Source organism: Acidiferrobacter sp., assembly GCF_054609335.1.
In genome coordinates this window covers 1-16187 of sequence record NZ_JBTRWP010000012.1, presented here as the reverse complement: position 1 = coordinate 16187, position 16187 = coordinate 1, and the positions used below count along the sequence as shown (strand labels likewise).

Sequence of the window (16187 nt, the reverse complement as noted above, 5' to 3'; positions counted from 1 at the left end):
CGTCCCGCCGAGACCGCACGTCCCGCCGAGACCGCACGTCCCGCCGAGACCGCACGTCCCGCCGAAACCGCACGCTCGCCGGAACCCGAGCGGTCCCCGGAACCCGAGCGGTCCCCCGTGCGCGAAACGCACGACCACGACGATAGCCGAGGCAACGAGTAGGCGCACCCTTTTTGCCTGAGCCGGTATTCACCCTGGCCTTAAGGATCAGGACCCATGGGGCCGCACGCGGTGGCCCCATGGGTCCAGGGTTTTGCCACCCACTCAACCGCTCCTCTCTGCAGAATGGTCCTGGCGCTCCCTCGGCCAGCGGGCCTTAGGCCATCGGTCGCCTAGGACCGAGGTCATCCATGCTCAGAGCGCTCGGCACTCTTCCTCGCCGCACAGGCCCTAGGCCACACGGTCTCTAAGAGGCGTACGAGGTGTCATTGTGAATGGCGGTATGAAGGCTTGCCGTGCAAACGGTCAAGGTTGGTTCAGACGCTGTTCGATGTCGGCGAGCAGCCCTGCAGCGGCGTCCTCAAGAAGCGCGTAGACGTGCTCGAAACCATCGGGCCCGCCATAGTATGGGTCCGGGACTTCCCGCTCCGCACTTGCGCGCGCAAACTCGAGGAACAGCCGCACATGGGGGCGCGACCCACCGCCGAGCCGCTCCAAGTCACGAAGATTACTGCGATCCATCGCCAAGACATAATCGAACTGATCCAAGTCGACCACATCGACTTTACGCCCCTCGAATGCACCAATATCAACGCCATGACGCGCCATCGTCTGGCGTGCCCGCTCGTCCGGCGGCGCGCCTATGTGGTAACCATGCGTTCCCGCGGAATCGATGTGGACGCGATCGGCAAGATCTCTCTTTTCGATAAGATCCCGGAACAGGCCTTCGGCCATTGGGGATCGACAGATATTGCCGAGACAGACGAACAAGACCTTGATCATGCCGGCCCCTGCGGCACGAGATCACTCATTGATCTACGCCCCGAAAACGATTCTGTGAGGGCCAATACGAACACGAGGGCGACGGGCGCGAAAAGGGCGGCGGGCCACACCATTGGCATAACCGTAATGCCGCTCGGCTTGAAGAGCTGCGCGCCTATGGCATAGGCCACGAAGAGCCCCTGGAGCGCACTCACGCCGATGACCAGAGGGGCCTCGCGCCACACGCACATGAGACCACGGGCAACGGCCTTGCGCGCGTGATCCGCAGGCTCCACCACCGCCTTGGCATAAGCGACCGTGGTGAGACCTCCCCAAAGACACAGGGCACTCACCGCCACCACCATGGCCGCAGCAAGCGCGAAGGTGGCGCAAGCCACACCTACGTAGCCCGTGTGGCGCGCCAAAATCGCCAGCTCGAGCGGAAGGTGGCGGACTAACCCGAGGAGTCCGACGGTCGCCGCACCGAGGCCCGCGCCGGCCAGCAGCAACCAGCCGGTAATGGCATAGGCGCGCCGTGCCGCCCGCCCCCAAATGAGCGGACCACCACGGTGCAACTTGTGAAGGTAGAGAAATCGCACGAGCGGCGCACATCCAAGCCACGCAAGAAATGGCCAGAGGACGGTGGTTCGGGAATGCAAGCCCACGAGCAAGGCGCCAACCAACTCGAAGGCAATCAAGCCCCCGGTCCAGCCGCTGCGGTAAGCCCGGCTTATTGCATCACGCAATCCGCTCATAGCGATCTCCAGACCCGGTTGGCGTAGTCCAGATCCTCTTCCGTGTCGACCCCGGGACCCGGGTCGGCATCCGTGACGACCACCCCTATGCGCGCCCCGTGGTCCAGGGCGCGCAGTTGCTCGAGACCCTCGCGCCGCTCAAGGGCACAGGGACCCCAGGCGGTGAAGGCGCGCACGAAGCCTGCTGTGTAGGCATACAGTCCAACATGGCCGAGGAAGTCCGGGGTCGCCCCAGGATCGCGCGGCCACGGGATGGGCGCACGCGAGAAATAGAGCGCCTGCCCGTCGGCGTCGCAGACGACCTTCACCTGATGCGGATTGCGGAATGCCTCAGCCCCCGCCATGCGCCGCGCGGCGGTGGCCATCCCCCAGTCCGGCCGCGCCTCCAAGGCGTGCGCCACCGCCGCCACCAGATCCGGCGGCATGCACGGCTCATCCCCTTGAAGGTTCACGATGATCGCGTCGTCTTTCAGTCCCACACGCTCGATCGTCTCGGCGATGCGGTCGGTCCCCGAGGCGTGGGTCGATGCGGTCATCACCACCTCGCCACCGGCCTCTTCCACCACCCGCGCAACACGCGCGTCATCGGTGGCCACGATCACGCGCTCCGCGCCGCTTGCACACGCGCGCTCATGGACGCGCAGGATCAGGGGCCGCCCGGCGATCTCCCGCAATGGCTTCCCCGGCAGACGCGTGGCGCCGTAACGCGCTGGAATGATCACATGCACTAGTCGAGGTCCTTCAGGTCCTCGTCACTCAAATTCCGCGCCTCCTCCTCGAGCATCACGGGGATATCGTCGCGAATCGGATAGCCGAGACGGCAGGGGCGGCAGACCAGCTCCTGGGCCTCGCGCCGTAAGCGCAACGGTCCCTTGCAGACCGGACACACCAAAATATCCAATAGCCGCCTATCCATATCCCTGCCCTTCCTTTGTTCTTTGGTTGACGGACCCGTCGCGAGGCACCGCCCCGGGCAGCTATTGTAAAACAAGGCATCCCAGCACGGCTACGATTGCCGCACGGCCGGGGCCCAGACCCCTTAAGGCCCCCAGAGCCTGGACACGATGCATCGCGCGAGTTCGTCGTCCAGTGCCGCGCGTACCGGTACATACCAAAGCCCGGGGCGCGCAAAGCGCTCACACTTCACGGCATCCTTTTCAGTCATGACCACGGGCTCGGGGCTTGCGAACATCAAATCTTTTTCCGCATACCGGTGATGATCCGCGAACGGATGAGGAATGACCTCGACCCCGAACCTCTCAAGCGCTCGAAAGAAGCGTTGTGGGTGCCCGATCCCGGCGACGGCGTGCACGCGCTTAAATGCCGTAAGCGGTACACGCGCGTCCCCGCCCACGGCCTGGGCCAGCTGGCCCTCGAGGCCCATGGACCATTCGCCGACACCGGCGCGCCCTTGCGTGACCCGAAAATCCAGCTGCTGCCAGCGCACCTCCCGTTCCCGGAGGGGGCCGGCCGGCAAGCAGAGCCCGTTTCCGAAGCGACGTGCGCCGTCCAACACGCCGATCTCCACCGTACGCGCCAAGCGATAGTGCTGTAGTCCATCGTCGGCGATCACCACATCGCAGCCCTGCGCCGCCAAGGCTTGCGCGCCGGCCACCCGGTCACGGGAGGCGACCACCGGGCCTTGCGCATGCCGGGCTAACAGCACAGCTTCGTCGCCCGCAAGCCCCGGATCGGTCGTGGACTCCACGCGCAACACGCGTCGATTGCGGCCGCCATAACCACGCAGGACGACACCTGGCCGCCGCCCCTCCGCGGCCAGCTTTTCGCAGAGCCACAGCACAAACGGCGTCTTTCCTGTCCCACCCACGGTCACGTTGCCGACCACGACCACCGGCACAGCGAGCGCATGCACCCGTAAGACGCCGGCCGCATACAGCCTACGACGCAGCGTTGCGACCCCGCAGTACAAGGCGCCCGCCGGCCACAAGACCCGGCTCCAAGGCCCTTTTGCGGCCCAATGGCGCCACGGATCTTTCAACATACACACACCCGCTCCAAGAGCACCAGGGCGGCATCGGCGGCGCGTCTTCGTTCCTGCCAAAAATAGCGCCGCACATCGTCGGCCGCCGTCCGCGCCGCCTGCGGCCCATCAAGCAGCTCTTGCCAGAAGCGGCCAAGCTCGCCCCAGGCCACCTCGATCAAAGGTGCCGCCCCCAGAAGTTCGAGCCCTGCGACATCCTCAGCGCTCACCACGCGGCCACCGGCCAGGGCCGCCCACAGCAAGGGCTCCGACGGCGCCATGAGGTGAATGGCCGCACAGCTTGCGGCGAGCGCCGGCCAAAATCGTGGCTCGTCGACCCACACCACAGCCCCCGGGGCCAAGGGCCTGCGGTCCTGGTCCCAGGCGCTCAGACGGCTCGCCCCTGGCGATGGCGCCCCGAGAAATAGGATGTCGTGACGCGCCGCCGGCGAAGCGCGCCATCTCTGTGCGATCTCCGCGGCCACCGTCTCAGAAGGGTCCGCGACCCAAAACAAGGCCCGCGCATGAGCGCCCGCCAGACCTTGAAAAACCGGTTCCACCTGGGCTGCGACAAGCAAGGCCAGTAAGGGGGCATCCCAATGCTCCCGTCCGTGCCAGGCGCGTTGCTCGCCTGCGGTATGGGCGAAGCCGAGACAGGCAGGGGCCGAGGAAGGCGGCGGGGGACCATGGACGACCAGGCAGGGCACTGCGGCCTCCGTGAGGGCCGCCGCAAGGCGCGTGCGCAAGGCCGTGCCAAGCGCGATGACTATGCCGGGCCTCAGTCGCTCGATGACCCGTCGCGTCGCGCGCGGCCGGTCGGCCGGTCCGAAACCATAGGCAAGGTTTGGGACCGCCGCAAGCCGCGCCTCGACACCGCGATGTTCGTGCTCGAAGGTAACGACGATAGGCAGATCCGCGCGTCGCTCGCGCACTGACCGCGCGATCTCGGCGGCAAGCCAGCCTGTAATTTCACGACCATCGGACTTGATCCACACCGCGCGCTTTGCACCCGGCGCCGGGCGCAGGAAACCCCGGCGCGCATTGGCGCGCGCTGCGTTGCCCCTGAACCAGTCGCGGATATCGGCCGCAAGCCCCGCCAAGCGGCCCCCCTCATACGCGCGATCATCAACCATGGAACTGCATCTGGTGCAGCCGCGCATACATCTTATTCAGGGCCAAGAGTTCCGCGTGCGTGCCCCGCTCCACAACGCGCCCCTTGCTCATGACGAGGATGCAGTCGGCATGTTCGATAGTCGACAGACGGTGGGCGATAACGAGCGTGGTGCGGTCATTCATGAGCCGCGTCATAGCCGCCTGCACATGCCGTTCGGATTCGGTATCCAAGGCCGCGGTCGCCTCATCGAGGATCAAAACAGGCGCATTCTTCAGCAAGGCGCGGGCGATCGCGATCCGCTGACGCTGCCCGCCCGACAATCGCACGCCGCGTTCGCCCACGAGCGTATCCAGACCCTTAGGCAAGTCTTTCAGGAACTCGGCGACATGGGCCGCCTCCACGATCTCCATGAGCCGCGCCTCATCGACCGCGCCCCTGTGCCCATACAGAATATTCTGCCGAATGCTCGTATCGAACAGCACGGTCTCTTGGCTTACGAGCGCAATATGAGAGCGCAGATTGGCAAGCGCGATCTCGCGGGTATCAACGCCGTCGAGCGTGATCACGCCCGACTCCGGGACGTAGAAACGGGGCAAGAGGTTGGCAATCGTGGTCTTGCCGCTGCCAGACGTCCCCACCAAGGCCAACGTCTGTCCGGCGCGCAACAGGAAGGAGACACCGGACACGGCGAGCCCGCTTTCGGCCGCGTATCGGAATGTGACGTCCTGGTAGGCCACCTCGCCACGCACATCGCTGAGCGTGCGCTTGCCGGTCTCGGTCTCGCGGGGCTCATCGATAAACGAAAAGACGCTCTGCGAAGCGGCGATCCCGGTCTGCAGGGTCTCGTTGATTTGCGTGAGCCGCTTGATGGGTGCTAGCAGCATCATCATGGCCGTCACGTAGGACATGAAACCCCCGACCGTGGCGTGCGGTTCGCGCATGGCCTCATAGACGACCCAGGCCAAGGCCGATGCCGCCATGAACTGTACTACGGGGACGCCGGAAGCCGCTACCCGCGCGCGCCGCATATTCTCGCGCCGGTTCGTTTCATTGACCTCCATGAAGCCGTTTAGCGCGGCGTCCTGCCCGCCAAAGGTCTTGATGACCCTGTGCCCATCCGCCGCCTCTTGCACCACGTGCGAGATCGCGCCCATGGAATCCTGGATCGAGCGGCTGGTCCGCCGAAACCGTTTCCCCATGCGTCGATTCATGAGGGTGATCACAGGCGCCGCCACCAGGATCACAATCGTAAGCTTCCAGTTCAGATAGAACATCCAGCCGAGCAGCCCCAACACCGTGGCATTGTCCTTTACGAGCGTAGACAGGGCGCGGGTCGCGGCGCTCGCCACTTGCTCCACGTCGTAAATGAGTTTCGCGATGAGCACGCCGGACGAGTGCCCGTCAAAGAAGGTGGTCGGGAGGTATAGGAGGCGCGCGAACATCTCCCCGCGGATGTCAAAAACGACGCGCCGACCTACCCAGTTCATCAGATAGTTGGCCGTGAAGGACGCGACTCCGCGCACCAGGAAAAGGCCCACTACGGCGAGCGGCATGAGCTGTATGCTTGCCGGGTTCTTATGGACGAAGCCGCCGTTTAGCAACGGACGCATGAGAGCGGCAAAGACGGGCTCGGTCGCTGATCCCACCATCATGCCGATAACCGCCACGAAAAAGGCCCCCCGATAGGGCCAGGTGTAGCGCAGCAACCGCCGATAAAGGCCTGGGTCCTGCGGCGTCACGATGTTCCGCGCACTTTGGTCGCAAAGACAATCCGGCCGAGACCGAGGCGCCGGGCCGCATCGAGCGCGTGGACCACGGCGCGATACGGTGCGTTCCGGTCGGCATAGAGAATCACTAAAGTCTTCGGGCCCTGCGCGTGAGCGGCAAGCGCACGCATAATCGACCGTTCAGTGCCTTGCACGACCGTGCCATCCACGGCGAATGTGCCGGTTCCATCGATCACGATATGCACGCCCTGCGCCTTCACCGGCTGCTTGGGGTGCGCCTGCGGCAGTTGGACCTTCAGGGCCGACTCATGCGCGAAGCTGGTCGTGAGCACAAGAAAGATAAGCGTCATGAGCAGCACGTCGATCATCGGCACGAGGTTGATCTCGGGCTCTTCGGCGGTGCGCCTACGGAATCGCATCAGCTCCCCTCGCGCTCGCCTTTCAGGATCTCCACGAGGCGCACGGCCTCGCGTTCCATATCGACGAGTAGCGTATTGACCCGGGAACGCAGATACCGGTAGAAGATGAGGGCCGGTATGGCGACGCCAAGACCCGTCGCCGTGGTCGTCAGCGCCTGGGCAATCCCCGTCGCCAGCACCGCCGGATTGCCGACGCCGGCCTCGCCGAGCCCCGAGAACATGCGAATCATGCCGAGCACGGTGCCAAGCAGCCCAAGAAATGGAGCAATCGCGGCGATCGTCCCCAGGGCGTCCAGGTAGCGATCGAGGTCGGAAGCCACATGACGTCCGGCATCTTCAATCGCCTCGCGCACGATCGCTCGCGAATGACGCCGGTTCACAAGCCCGACCGCCAGCACCTGTCCCAAGGCTGAGCCCTCTTCCAGGGTCTTCAGCTGCTCGGGGCTTACGGTGCCGCGCATGCCCCATTCACGGGCCGCCGCCGCAGCGGCTGGCGGCGCGATACGGCTGCGGCGTAACGCCACGAGACGCTCTCCTATGATCGCCACCGCTAACACCGAGCACAACATCAGCGGCCACATGACGAAGCCGCCCGCCTTTATGAGATCTAGCACCGCACCCATCCTTCTCTGATCAGCATTACTCTAGCAAGGCCCCTCCGACCTGGGAAGCGTGGCCGCGTCCGCAAGCGACAGACAGCCGTCGGCTATGACGCCCACGCGCCCCACGGACCGCGCAAGCACGTGGTCGTGTGTCACGAGCACGAGACTCGTCCCAAGCGAGGCGTTCAAATCCCGTAAAAGCGCGAAGACGTCGGCTGCGTTACGTGTATCGAGATTCCCCGTAGGCTCGTCGGCCAACACGCAGCGCGGCTCATGGACCACCGCGCGGGCGATGGCAACGCGCTGCCGTTCGCCTCCCGAGAGTTCGGCGGGCTTATGCGCGGCACGATCAGCAAGCCCCACGCGCTTCAACATCTCGCGCGCCCGCTGACTCGCGACTTTCGGCGACTCGCGCCTGATCAAAAGCGGCATGGCGACGTTCTCGAGCGCCGTGAATTCGTGCAGAAGATGATGGAACTGGTAGACGAAGCCCAAAGCCCGGTTGCGCACGCGCCCCCGTTGCGCCTCGTTCAGTTGCCCCATGTCGAGCCCGTCGACGAAGACCTTGCCCGCACTGGGCCTGTCGAGTCCCGCCAGAAGATGGAGCAGCGTGCTCTTGCCCGCCCCCGAGGCCCCCACGATGGCGAGCATGTCCGCAGGCTTCACGACGAGATCGATGCGGCGCAGGACGTCCACCGACAAGACGTCCTCGGTGAAGGTCTTGGCCACGGCCTCGGCTCGGATCACATCGTTCATTCGTAACGCAAGGCCTCGGCCGGTTGGGTCTTGGCCGCCCGCCACGCGGGATACACGGTCGCAAGGAAGCTCATCAGGAAGGAGGCGATAGCGACGTGCAACACGTCCTGCCAACGCAGATGCGAGGGCAGCTCGCTTATGTAATAGACGCTAGCCGATAGGAAATGGGTATGGAAGACGTGCTCTATGAAGGGCACGATCGTAGTCACGTTCAAGGACAAAAGGACGCCCGCGACCACACCGAGCAAGGTCCCGAAAAGCCCGATCATAGTGCCCTGCACGAGAAATATGACGAGAATGCTTGCGGGACTCGCCCCGAGCGTGCGCAAAATGGCGATATCCGCACGCTTGTCGGTGACGACCATCACCAAGGTCGCGACGATATTGAAGGCCGCCACCGCCACGATGAGCAGCAGGATCACGAACATCACGGTCTTCTCGATCTTGAGCGCCCGAAAGAAATTGGCGTGCTCTTGGCTCCAGTCGCGCACCTGGTCATAACTTGGAAGTTTTGTACTCAGAACCCGCCGCACCTCTGGGGCGCGGTCGATATTCGCGAGTTTCAGGCGCACCCCGCTCACATCCGAACCCATACGATAGAGTGCCTGTGCGTCCTTTATGTCGATCAAGGCAAGCCCCGCATCGTATTCGTACATCCCGACATTGAAGATCCCCACCACCTTGAAACTCCTCAAGCGCGGCAGGAATCCCGCGGGCGTCACCATGCCTCCGGGCGCCACCAACAGCACCCGCGAACCCAGCGTGGCGCCGAGGCGCCAGGCGAGATAACGACCAAGCACGATGCCAAAACGGCCGGGGCGCAAACGCGTCAAGCGCCCTTGCACGACATGAGATGCGATGTCTGATACCGCCTTCTCCTTGTCGGGAACCACACCACGAATCAAGGCGCCGCTCGAAAAGCGCCCGTGCACGAGCAAAGCCTCGCCGCGCACGTAGGGGGCCGCCGCGAGCACACCCTTCTGCTTGACGGCGACACGTGCGGCACTCTTCCAATGGGCCATATGATGGCGCGGCCCGCTGATGGTGACATCGGAGATCACACCCAGTATCCGATCGCGCAGCGTTCTCTGAAAACCGTTCATCACTGACAATACTGTGATGAGCGCCATGACCCCGAGCGCGATGCCGACCAGTGATGTCACAGATATAAAGGAGATAAAGTGATTGCGTCGCCGCGCACGCATGTACCGAAGCCCGACGAAAAGCTCGAAAAATCGCGTCATGCGCGCTGTGAGCCGTCCGTTGCAAGCGCCACGGCAAGCCGCGCAAGGCTCGCCTTTAAGGCCGGATCATCGACCATCGCGGCCAGCGACCCGAAGCAACGCGCCCCAAGCGCCGACCGCAAGGGGGCCGCAGCCTTCACGGCGACGTTCGGTGGCCCTTGCCGTCCGGCGCGACGAGTCACGATCTCGCGCAACTCGCCAAGCTCCGGTTCCGCGCGCAGGCGCGCCAGCAGATCCGGGCCCTCCTGCCGTAGCCTGGCTGCGGCCGCCGAACCGGGGACCATGACGAACAGGCGCCCACTACAATAGAAAAGCGGCTCCAGCGTTGCGAGCTCCTCCGGTCGGCACCGCTCCCAAACCGATTGCAGACCCGGACCAAACACGAGATCCGCAGGCGGCTTCGGCAGCGATTGATGGAGGATGCGGGCGATGGCTTGCATGGCGGGAGTATGCCAGAGCGGCTGCGCTTTGGATATGCGCCCACGCCCGCTAGACTAGCGCCATGGACGAGATCTGCGCACGATACGCAAGCGTTATGACGCGCATAGAGGATGCGGCGCGCGCAAGCGGACGTAAGCCTGCCGCGGTGCGGCTGGTCGCGGTCTCCAAGTTTCATCCGCCGGCGGCCCTCGCGCGTCTCGCGGACTGCGGTCAACGGGACTTCGGCGAAAGCCGCGCCCAGGAGGGCAGCACCAAGATCGCAACCCTGTCCGACCCGGCCCTCGAGTGGCATTTTCTGGGCCCCCTACAACGCAACAAGGCGCGCCTCATCGCGGGGCGCTTCCATTGGCTGCACTCGCTTGAGAGCCTCGAGACCGCCGACACCCTATCCCGCCATCTGGCGACCTTGAATGCCCGACTGCGCGTTTTGATCGAGGTCAATGTCACCGCTGATCCCCGCAAACACGGTGTCGCGCCGACCGATCTCTTGCCCTTTCTCGAGGCCTATAGCGCCCACCCGCGGATCGGCCTGGATCTCGTGGGCCTCATGACCATAGCGCCCCATGGCGGCTCGGAGAGCGTCGTACGCAAGGCCTTCGCGCACCTGCGGGAACTCGCCTGCGCAAGCCGCCAGGCCTTTGGCCTGCCGGGCTTCGATGAGCTCTCTATGGGCATGAGCGACGACTATCACTGGGCAATCGCCGAGGGCGCTACCTTAGTCCGCGTCGGCCGCGCCCTCTTCGGCGAACGCCCAGCCACCCCTGCGACCGAGGCTCAGGCGCCATAGATCGCCACCAGGGTCGCGCCCAGCGCGACTACGAGCGCCCCTACCAGGGCCTGCGCGCCGAGCGCGCCCTGCAACAGGAGGTGTTGCGAAAACGCCGCCGTCACCACCTCGAAGAGCAAAAGAACCGACGACAGACGCACAGGCAAATTCGTGACCCCATACTGCACGAGAAAGGTGATGCCAAACACCCCGAGCCCGCCTCCGACAGTCGCGATCAACACCGGCAACCCGTGCGTCTGCGGCAGCGTAGGCGCGTTGAAGGCAAGCGCCAGGATCCCCACGGCCACCACCCCCGTGAAGGTCGCCAAAAGCTTGGTCTCCAAAGCCAGACCCGGATAGGCCCGCAACACCACATTCGCCAAGGCGAATGCCCCGCCCGACAAGAGCGCCAAGGCGTCGTAGAAGCTTAAGGTGAGGCTTGCCTGCCGCCAAAGAAGGATCAGAACTCCAAGCAGCGCACAGCTGATGCCGGTCACCACAGGGGCTGTGAGGCGCTCGCCGAGGGCCACGCGCGCGGCGAGCACCGACCATACGGGCGACAGATAGAAAAGTAAGGTGACGCGCAGGATATTGTCATGCAGGAGCGCGACCACGAAGCCGATATTGGTGATGCCCCCCAGGACCGCCAAGGCGAGCCATAGGCCCAACGGCCCATGCGTGCCGCGCTTTGGGCGAAACACAAGCAGGCTTGCCGCCGCCGCGCCGGCGTACATGAGTAGTGCGAGCCACAATCCCGACAAGCCCACGTGATTCAAGGCGCGCAAGGGGTACCAGAGGACCCCCCAGGAACCCGCGCCGAACAAGAGCGCCCCGCTTGCGAGGACCGTCTTCTTGGTCACCGCCCCCGGCTCCCGTATAATCCACCGCACTTATGCGCCCACATCGCCCATGAACCCCAGTATCGAACTGCTCCGCCCCTACCCGTTTCAGCGCCTTGCGGCCTTGACGGCCGGGCTTGAGGTCCCTGCACTGAGCCGCATCAACATGGCGATCGGCGAGCCGCGTCACCCCGCGCCCGCTGTGATCACAACGGAGCTTACAGGCGCCCTCGATAGCTTGTCGACCTACCCGTCGACACGGGGCACGGACGCGTTGCGCGTGGCCATCGCCGCGTGGTTCACGCGACGTTTCGGTCTGCCCGAAGGCGCCGTCGACCCCCAGCGCCATGTTCTACCAAGCTCGGGCAGCCGCGAGGCGCTCTACTCGGTCATTCAGGCCTGCGTCGACCGTCGGGCGGAACGTCCGGTCGTGGTCATGCCCAACCCCTTTTATCAGATTTATGAAGGGGCGGCACTCTTGGCTGGGGCCGAACCCTACTACGTGAACACAGACGCGGCGCACGGCTTTCCCATGGACCTCGCGAGCATCCCGCGCCCCATTCTCGAACGTACCCAGGCGGTCATCACCTGCAGCCCCGGGAATCCGACCGGACAGGTCATGGGGCGCGCCGAGTACGGCGAACTCCTCGAGCTTGCCCACCGCCATGATTTTTTGATCGTAGCTGATGAATGCTACTCGGAGATCTACCTGGACGAGGATGCCCCGCCCGAGGGCCTATTGGCGTCCGCGCATGCCCATGGGGTCCGCGACTTCGCGCACTGTGTGGCGGTGCATAGCCTCTCGAAGCGCTCCAACGTCCCAGGCCTGCGCTTTGGCTTCCTGGGGGGCGAAGCGGACTTCATGGCGGGACTGCTCACCCTGCGCACCTATCTCGGATCGGCGCCCTCGCAGCCGGCCCAGGTCGCGGCGGTCGCGGCGCTTGCCGACGAAACGCATGTGCGGGAAAACCGTCGTCAATATCGCGAGAAATTCGCCGATGTCATCGCGATCCTGAAAGACGTCCTGCCGGTTTCAAGGCCCCACGGAGGCTTTTATCTGTGGGTTCAAACCCCGATCGACGACGAGGCCTTCGTCGCCGGGCTCTATGCCAGCCAGCACGTGCTGGCGCTGCCGGGCTCCTATCTCTCCCGGCCGAGCGGCGGGACCGACCCGGGGGCCGGCTACATCCGCTTGGCCCTCGTCGGGCCCCGCGCGGAATGCCTGGAAGGGGCGCGGCGCCTCCGATGCTATGTAGAATCATTACCGAGGAATCACGATGACACGTCAATCGCTCATTGAAGCGGCCTACGAAGACCGGGCGAACATCACCCCGCGTAACGTCGACACCGGGGTCAAGGAGGCCATACAGGGCGTCATCGATGACCTCGACCGCGGCACCCTACGGGTCGCCGAACCCACGGATGCCGGCTGGAAAGTCAACGAGTGGGTCAAAAAGGCGGTCTTGCTGTCCTTTCGGATCGAGGACAACGTCCTCGTCAAGGGCGGCGACGCGCTCTATTACGACAAGGTCCCCTCGAAATTCGCAGCCTATGATTCCCATATGTTTCGCGAAGGGGGATTTCGCGTTGTGCCACCAGCCGCCGTGCGCCGCGGCGCCTACATTGGGCCGCAGACCGTGCTCATGCCCTCCTACGTCAACATCGGGGCCTACGTCGACCAAGGCACCATGGTGGATACCTGGGCCACGGTCGGCTCGTGCGCGCAAATTGGCAAGAACGTCCACCTGAGTGGAGGCGTAGGCATAGGCGGCGTCCTCGAGCCTTTGCAGGCCGCCCCGACCATCATAGAGGACGACTGCTTCATAGGTGCACGCTCGGAGATCGTCGAAGGCGTGATCGTCGAACGCGGCAGCGTCGTCTCCATGGGGGTCTTCATCGGGCAAAGCACCAAGATCCTGAACCGCGAGACTGGCGAAATCCTCTACGGACGGGTGCCGTCAGGCTCGGTCGTGGTATCGGGTTCCTTACCCGCCCAGGACGGCAGCCATAGCCTCTATTGCGCGGTGATCGTCAAACGCGTGGACGCCAAGACCCGGGCCAAGGTTGGGATCAACGCCCTGTTGCGCGACATCTAGCCGATGGATGCGACCATCGAACTGGCCATGGAATTGATCCGCCGCCCGTCGGTGACACCCGACGACGCCGGCTGCCAGGCCCATATCGCAGAGCTCTTGTCGGCCGCGGGCTTCCAGACGGAATCCCTCGTGTTCGGGGATGTTACGAACCTCTGGGCGCGGCATGGCGACGCCGCGCCCCTAGTCATCTTCCTCGGACACACCGACGTGGTCCCGCCCGGTCCCCTCTCCGATTGGGCAACACCACCCTTCGAACCCACCCTCCAAGACGGGGTGCTCTATGGACGAGGCGCGGCCGACATGAAGGGTGCAGTCGCGGCCTTTGTGCAGGCCTTGATCACCTTCGTGCGCGACCACCCCGCGCATCGCGGCTCGGTGGGCCTCATCCTGACCTCCGACGAAGAAGGGGTCGCCCGCGATGGTACGGTTCAGGTCCTAAGGACGCTCGCCACTCGCGGCGCTGCCATCGACTACTGTATCGTCGGGGAACCTTCGTGCAATCAGGTCCTAGGCGACACCGTCAAACACGGACGCCGCGGCTCCCTGAACGGGGATCTCGTCATCCACGGTATCCAAGGCCATGTCGCCTATCCAGAACGCGCCGACAATCCCATTGCCCGCTTCGCGCCGGCCTTGCAGGCCCTCGTGTCCGCGGTCTGGGATGAGGGCTCGGCGGACTTTCCGCCGACTCGCCTCCAGTTCTCCAATATCCAGGCCGGCACGGGGGCCGATAATGTGATCCCCGGGAGTCTGCACGCCCTCTTCAATGTGCGCTTCGCCCCGACCACCCCGGCGCCGGCGCTGCGAGAGCGCATCGAACAGGTCCTCGTGGCTCATGGCCTGCGCTATTCGCTGACGTGGCGGCTCTCCGGTGAGCCCTTCCTGACGGGCGACGGCCCGCTCAAAGGGGCGCTTGCGGCCAGTATCGGGGCCGAGACTGGGAGAACGCCCGAGTACTCGACGGCTGGCGGCACGTCCGATGGTCGGTTCGTTGCCCCCTTTGGTACTGAAGTTCTTGAATTCGGTCCATTAAACGCTTCAATTCATAAGGTGAACGAGGCAGTCGGGATTGACGATCTCGCGCGTCTCACCCGGATCTATCGGGGGACGTTGGAGCGCCTCCTGGGCCCTTAAAGGCCGCGGTATCGTCTATACTCATCCTCTCGGAGACACGACGTTTATGGACAACATGCCGAGCATCATCGTAACCCTCAATAACGCTGTCGTTCGCCAACTCCAGTTGCCCCAAGGCGACCTCTCCATCGGACGCCGCGCAAGCCATGCTCTGGTCTTGGAGGATGCGGCGGTGAGCGCCGATCATGCGAGTATATTCACCGTAGGCCAGGATTCCTTCCTGAAGGATCTCGATAGTACCAACGGGACCTACATCAATAAGCGCCGCACACGCAAACACCACCTGAAACCAGGGGACGAAATCACGATCGGCAAATACACCTTGCTCTACCAGGACCAGGATATGGTGCCGACGACGCCGCAACCCGCTGGGTTCGGCGATGCCGCCTTGTTCGTCCTGACGGGGTTCAACGACGGCAAGCGCATCGAGCTCACAAGCACCGTCACCCACCTCGGGATGGCCGGCCAATCGGCCGCGTTTCTGTCCCGTACCGGCGACCGGTACACCCTCATGGCGGGTTCCGACGGGACGCATGTCTCTCATAATGGGAAGCCCGTGGCCCCGGGGGGTCACCTCCTGACATCGGGGGACATCATTGAGGTGGGAGAGACCCGTCTTCAGTTTTACCAACGATGAGTGCTTGACGCGCCCGCCACCGTAACAGTAGCTTTAGGCCCAAATGGCGTACGATACCGGCAGCCGAGGCGCGGGGAAGAAAAATGGATGACTTGAGAGCGCAGAATCTGCGAGTGGAGTTCGCGAAAACGGCGGACGAAATCGCAGAAGCGCAAAGGCTGCGCTACCAAGTGTTCGCGCGCGAACTCGGTGCCGCAATCGGCGACAAAGAGAGCGAATACGACGAAGACCGCTTCGATCCCTACTGCGTGCACATGGTCGTTCGTGATGAGGCGGACCGTGTTGTGGCGTGCTCGCGCATCCTGACCCAAGAGGCGGCCGCCCGGTGCGGAGGGTTCTATTCGCAGGCGGAATTCGATCTCGCCCCGATCCTGGCACTGCCTGGGCGCGTCATGGAGGTCGGGCGCATCTGCGTTCACACCGACTACCGTCGCGGCCCCGCCATCGCCCTGCTGTTGGCCGGTCTCGCCCAGCTCATGGAAGATGGGCCTCACGACTACCTGATCGGCTGCGGCAGCGTGCCCTTGAACCCGGATCGCACCCAGGCCATGCGCACCGTAATGACCCTGATCCGCCGCTATGGCTGCCCTGAACCCTACCGGGTGACACCGCGTAACCCCCTCCCCCTCGTCGAGGGCATAGGCGACAAGGACACAGGCGACGAGAACGCGGCCCCGGCCCTATTACGCGCCTATATGCGCCTGGGCGCCTATGTTGGCGGCGCCCCATGCCTCGACCCAGCCTTCGATGTAGCC

The 16187-nt window shown here is 64.4% G+C and carries 19 protein-coding genes; 6 read left to right on the top strand and 13 right to left on the bottom strand.

Going from position 1 to position 16187, the window contains the following annotated elements:
* Positions 1–465: 465 nt before the first annotated feature.
* From ACYCTF_RS04685 to ACYCTF_RS04630, 12 genes are all read right to left on the bottom strand, one after another.
* Entirely contained in the window at positions 466–942 is a 477-nt protein-coding gene (locus tag ACYCTF_RS04685) for a low molecular weight protein-tyrosine-phosphatase (protein ID WP_461283705.1), read from the bottom strand.
* On the bottom strand, positions 939–1676 hold the full coding sequence (locus ACYCTF_RS04680) for a hypothetical protein (protein ID WP_461283704.1): 738 nt from the start codon (positions 1674–1676) through the stop codon (positions 939–941). The genes ACYCTF_RS04685 and ACYCTF_RS04680 overlap by 4 nt, the downstream gene beginning before the upstream one ends.
* Positions 1673–2404, bottom strand: a complete 732-nt coding sequence (kdsB, locus tag ACYCTF_RS04675) for a 3-deoxy-manno-octulosonate cytidylyltransferase (RefSeq protein WP_461284575.1) — start codon at positions 2402–2404, stop codon at positions 1673–1675. The genes ACYCTF_RS04680 and kdsB overlap by 4 nt, the downstream gene beginning before the upstream one ends.
* Complete coding sequence (locus tag ACYCTF_RS04670; RefSeq protein ID WP_461283702.1) at positions 2404–2592, bottom strand: Trm112 family protein; 189 nt, start codon at positions 2590–2592, stop codon at positions 2404–2406. Before ACYCTF_RS04670 ends, kdsB begins: the two co-directional genes overlap by 1 nt.
* Before the next feature lie 123 nt (positions 2593–2715).
* Positions 2716–3678 carry a tetraacyldisaccharide 4'-kinase gene (gene lpxK / locus ACYCTF_RS04665; protein WP_461283701.1) on the bottom strand — a complete coding sequence of 321 codons (963 nt, stop codon included), beginning with the start codon at positions 3676–3678 and terminating at the stop codon, positions 2716–2718.
* The gene (locus tag ACYCTF_RS04660; protein ID WP_461283700.1) at positions 3672–4790 is read right to left on the bottom strand and encodes a glycosyltransferase N-terminal domain-containing protein; all 1119 of its coding nucleotides are present in this window, start codon (positions 4788–4790) and stop codon (positions 3672–3674) included. The genes lpxK and ACYCTF_RS04660 overlap by 7 nt, the downstream gene beginning before the upstream one ends.
* Complete coding sequence (gene msbA, locus ACYCTF_RS04655; RefSeq protein WP_461283699.1) at positions 4783–6510, bottom strand: lipid A export permease/ATP-binding protein MsbA; 1728 nt, start codon at positions 6508–6510, stop codon at positions 4783–4785. Before msbA ends, ACYCTF_RS04660 begins: the two co-directional genes overlap by 8 nt.
* Positions 6507–6917, bottom strand: a complete 411-nt coding sequence (locus ACYCTF_RS04650; RefSeq protein ID WP_461283698.1) for an ExbD/TolR family protein — start codon at positions 6915–6917, stop codon at positions 6507–6509. The genes msbA and ACYCTF_RS04650 overlap by 4 nt, the downstream gene beginning before the upstream one ends.
* Positions 6917–7531, bottom strand: coding sequence for a MotA/TolQ/ExbB proton channel family protein (locus ACYCTF_RS04645; protein ID WP_461283697.1), 615 nt, complete (start codon positions 7529–7531; stop codon positions 6917–6919). Before ACYCTF_RS04645 ends, ACYCTF_RS04650 begins: the two co-directional genes overlap by 1 nt.
* A gap of 30 nt (positions 7532–7561) precedes the next feature.
* Positions 7562–8275, bottom strand: a complete 714-nt coding sequence (locus ACYCTF_RS04640) for an ABC transporter ATP-binding protein (RefSeq protein WP_461283696.1) — start codon at positions 8273–8275, stop codon at positions 7562–7564.
* Positions 8272–9519: a lipoprotein-releasing ABC transporter permease subunit gene (locus ACYCTF_RS04635; protein ID WP_461283695.1), complete on the bottom strand. Its 1248-nt coding sequence runs from the start codon at positions 9517–9519 to the stop codon at positions 8272–8274. The genes ACYCTF_RS04640 and ACYCTF_RS04635 overlap by 4 nt, the downstream gene beginning before the upstream one ends.
* Entirely contained in the window at positions 9516–9959 is a 444-nt protein-coding gene (locus ACYCTF_RS04630) for a DciA family protein (RefSeq protein WP_461283694.1), read from the bottom strand. The genes ACYCTF_RS04635 and ACYCTF_RS04630 overlap by 4 nt, the downstream gene beginning before the upstream one ends.
* A 62-nt stretch (positions 9960–10021) precedes the next feature.
* On the opposite strand from ACYCTF_RS04630, the gene ACYCTF_RS04625 reads away from it, so the two are divergent.
* Positions 10022–10747 carry a YggS family pyridoxal phosphate-dependent enzyme gene (locus ACYCTF_RS04625; protein WP_461283693.1) on the top strand — a complete coding sequence of 242 codons (726 nt, stop codon included), beginning with the start codon at positions 10022–10024 and terminating at the stop codon, positions 10745–10747.
* On the opposite strand, the gene ACYCTF_RS04620 is transcribed toward ACYCTF_RS04625, so the two are convergent.
* Positions 10735–11586, bottom strand: a complete 852-nt coding sequence (locus ACYCTF_RS04620) for a DMT family transporter (protein ID WP_461283692.1) — start codon at positions 11584–11586, stop codon at positions 10735–10737. The genes ACYCTF_RS04625 and ACYCTF_RS04620 overlap by 13 nt on opposite strands.
* 49 nt (positions 11587–11635) lie before the next feature.
* Here ACYCTF_RS04620 and dapC point away from each other — a divergent pair, with 49 nt between their 5' ends.
* From dapC to ACYCTF_RS04595, 5 genes are all read left to right on the top strand, one after another.
* Positions 11636–12865 carry a succinyldiaminopimelate transaminase gene (gene dapC, locus ACYCTF_RS04615; RefSeq protein ID WP_461283691.1) on the top strand — a complete coding sequence of 410 codons (1230 nt, stop codon included), beginning with the start codon at positions 11636–11638 and terminating at the stop codon, positions 12863–12865.
* Complete coding sequence (gene dapD / locus ACYCTF_RS04610) at positions 12843–13661, top strand: 2,3,4,5-tetrahydropyridine-2,6-dicarboxylate N-succinyltransferase (RefSeq protein WP_461283690.1); 819 nt, start codon at positions 12843–12845, stop codon at positions 13659–13661. The genes dapC and dapD overlap by 23 nt, the downstream gene beginning before the upstream one ends.
* A gap of 3 nt (positions 13662–13664) precedes the next feature.
* On the top strand, positions 13665–14795 hold the full coding sequence (gene dapE, locus ACYCTF_RS04605) for a succinyl-diaminopimelate desuccinylase (RefSeq protein WP_461283689.1): 1131 nt from the start codon (positions 13665–13667) through the stop codon (positions 14793–14795).
* Positions 14796–14841: 46 nt separating this feature from the next.
* A complete protein-coding gene (locus ACYCTF_RS04600; RefSeq protein WP_461283688.1) occupies positions 14842–15432 on the top strand; it encodes an FHA domain-containing protein in 591 nt (196 codons plus the stop codon).
* 83 nt (positions 15433–15515) lie between these two features.
* Positions 15516–16187: GNAT family N-acetyltransferase (locus tag ACYCTF_RS04595; protein ID WP_461284574.1), on the top strand; the 672-nt coding region annotated here is incomplete at its 3' end.

Coding starts and splice junctions, on each gene's coding strand:
- dapE (WP_461283689.1), top strand. CDS start 13,665: ATGGATGCGACCATCGAACTGGCCATGGAATTGATCCGCCGCCCGTCG.
- lpxK (WP_461283701.1), bottom strand. CDS start 3,678: ATGTTGAAAGATCCGTGGCGCCATTGGGCCGCAAAAGGGCCTTGGAGC.
- ACYCTF_RS04650 (WP_461283698.1), bottom strand. CDS start 6,917: ATGCGATTCCGTAGGCGCACCGCCGAAGAGCCCGAGATCAACCTCGTG.
- ACYCTF_RS04600 (WP_461283688.1), top strand. CDS start 14,842: ATGGACAACATGCCGAGCATCATCGTAACCCTCAATAACGCTGTCGTT.
- dapD (WP_461283690.1), top strand. CDS start 12,843: ATGACACGTCAATCGCTCATTGAAGCGGCCTACGAAGACCGGGCGAAC.
- ACYCTF_RS04640 (WP_461283696.1), bottom strand. CDS start 8,275: ATGAACGATGTGATCCGAGCCGAGGCCGTGGCCAAGACCTTCACCGAG.
- ACYCTF_RS04660 (WP_461283700.1), bottom strand. CDS start 4,790: ATGGTTGATGATCGCGCGTATGAGGGGGGCCGCTTGGCGGGGCTTGCG.
- ACYCTF_RS04680 (WP_461283704.1), bottom strand. CDS start 1,676: ATGAGCGGATTGCGTGATGCAATAAGCCGGGCTTACCGCAGCGGCTGG.
- dapC (WP_461283691.1), top strand. CDS start 11,636: ATGAACCCCAGTATCGAACTGCTCCGCCCCTACCCGTTTCAGCGCCTT.
- ACYCTF_RS04685 (WP_461283705.1), bottom strand. CDS start 942: ATGATCAAGGTCTTGTTCGTCTGTCTCGGCAATATCTGTCGATCCCCA.
- ACYCTF_RS04670 (WP_461283702.1), bottom strand. CDS start 2,592: ATGGATAGGCGGCTATTGGATATTTTGGTGTGTCCGGTCTGCAAGGGA.
- ACYCTF_RS04625 (WP_461283693.1), top strand. CDS start 10,022: ATGGACGAGATCTGCGCACGATACGCAAGCGTTATGACGCGCATAGAG.
- ACYCTF_RS04630 (WP_461283694.1), bottom strand. CDS start 9,959: ATGCAAGCCATCGCCCGCATCCTCCATCAATCGCTGCCGAAGCCGCCT.
- ACYCTF_RS04635 (WP_461283695.1), bottom strand. CDS start 9,519: ATGACGCGATTTTTCGAGCTTTTCGTCGGGCTTCGGTACATGCGTGCG.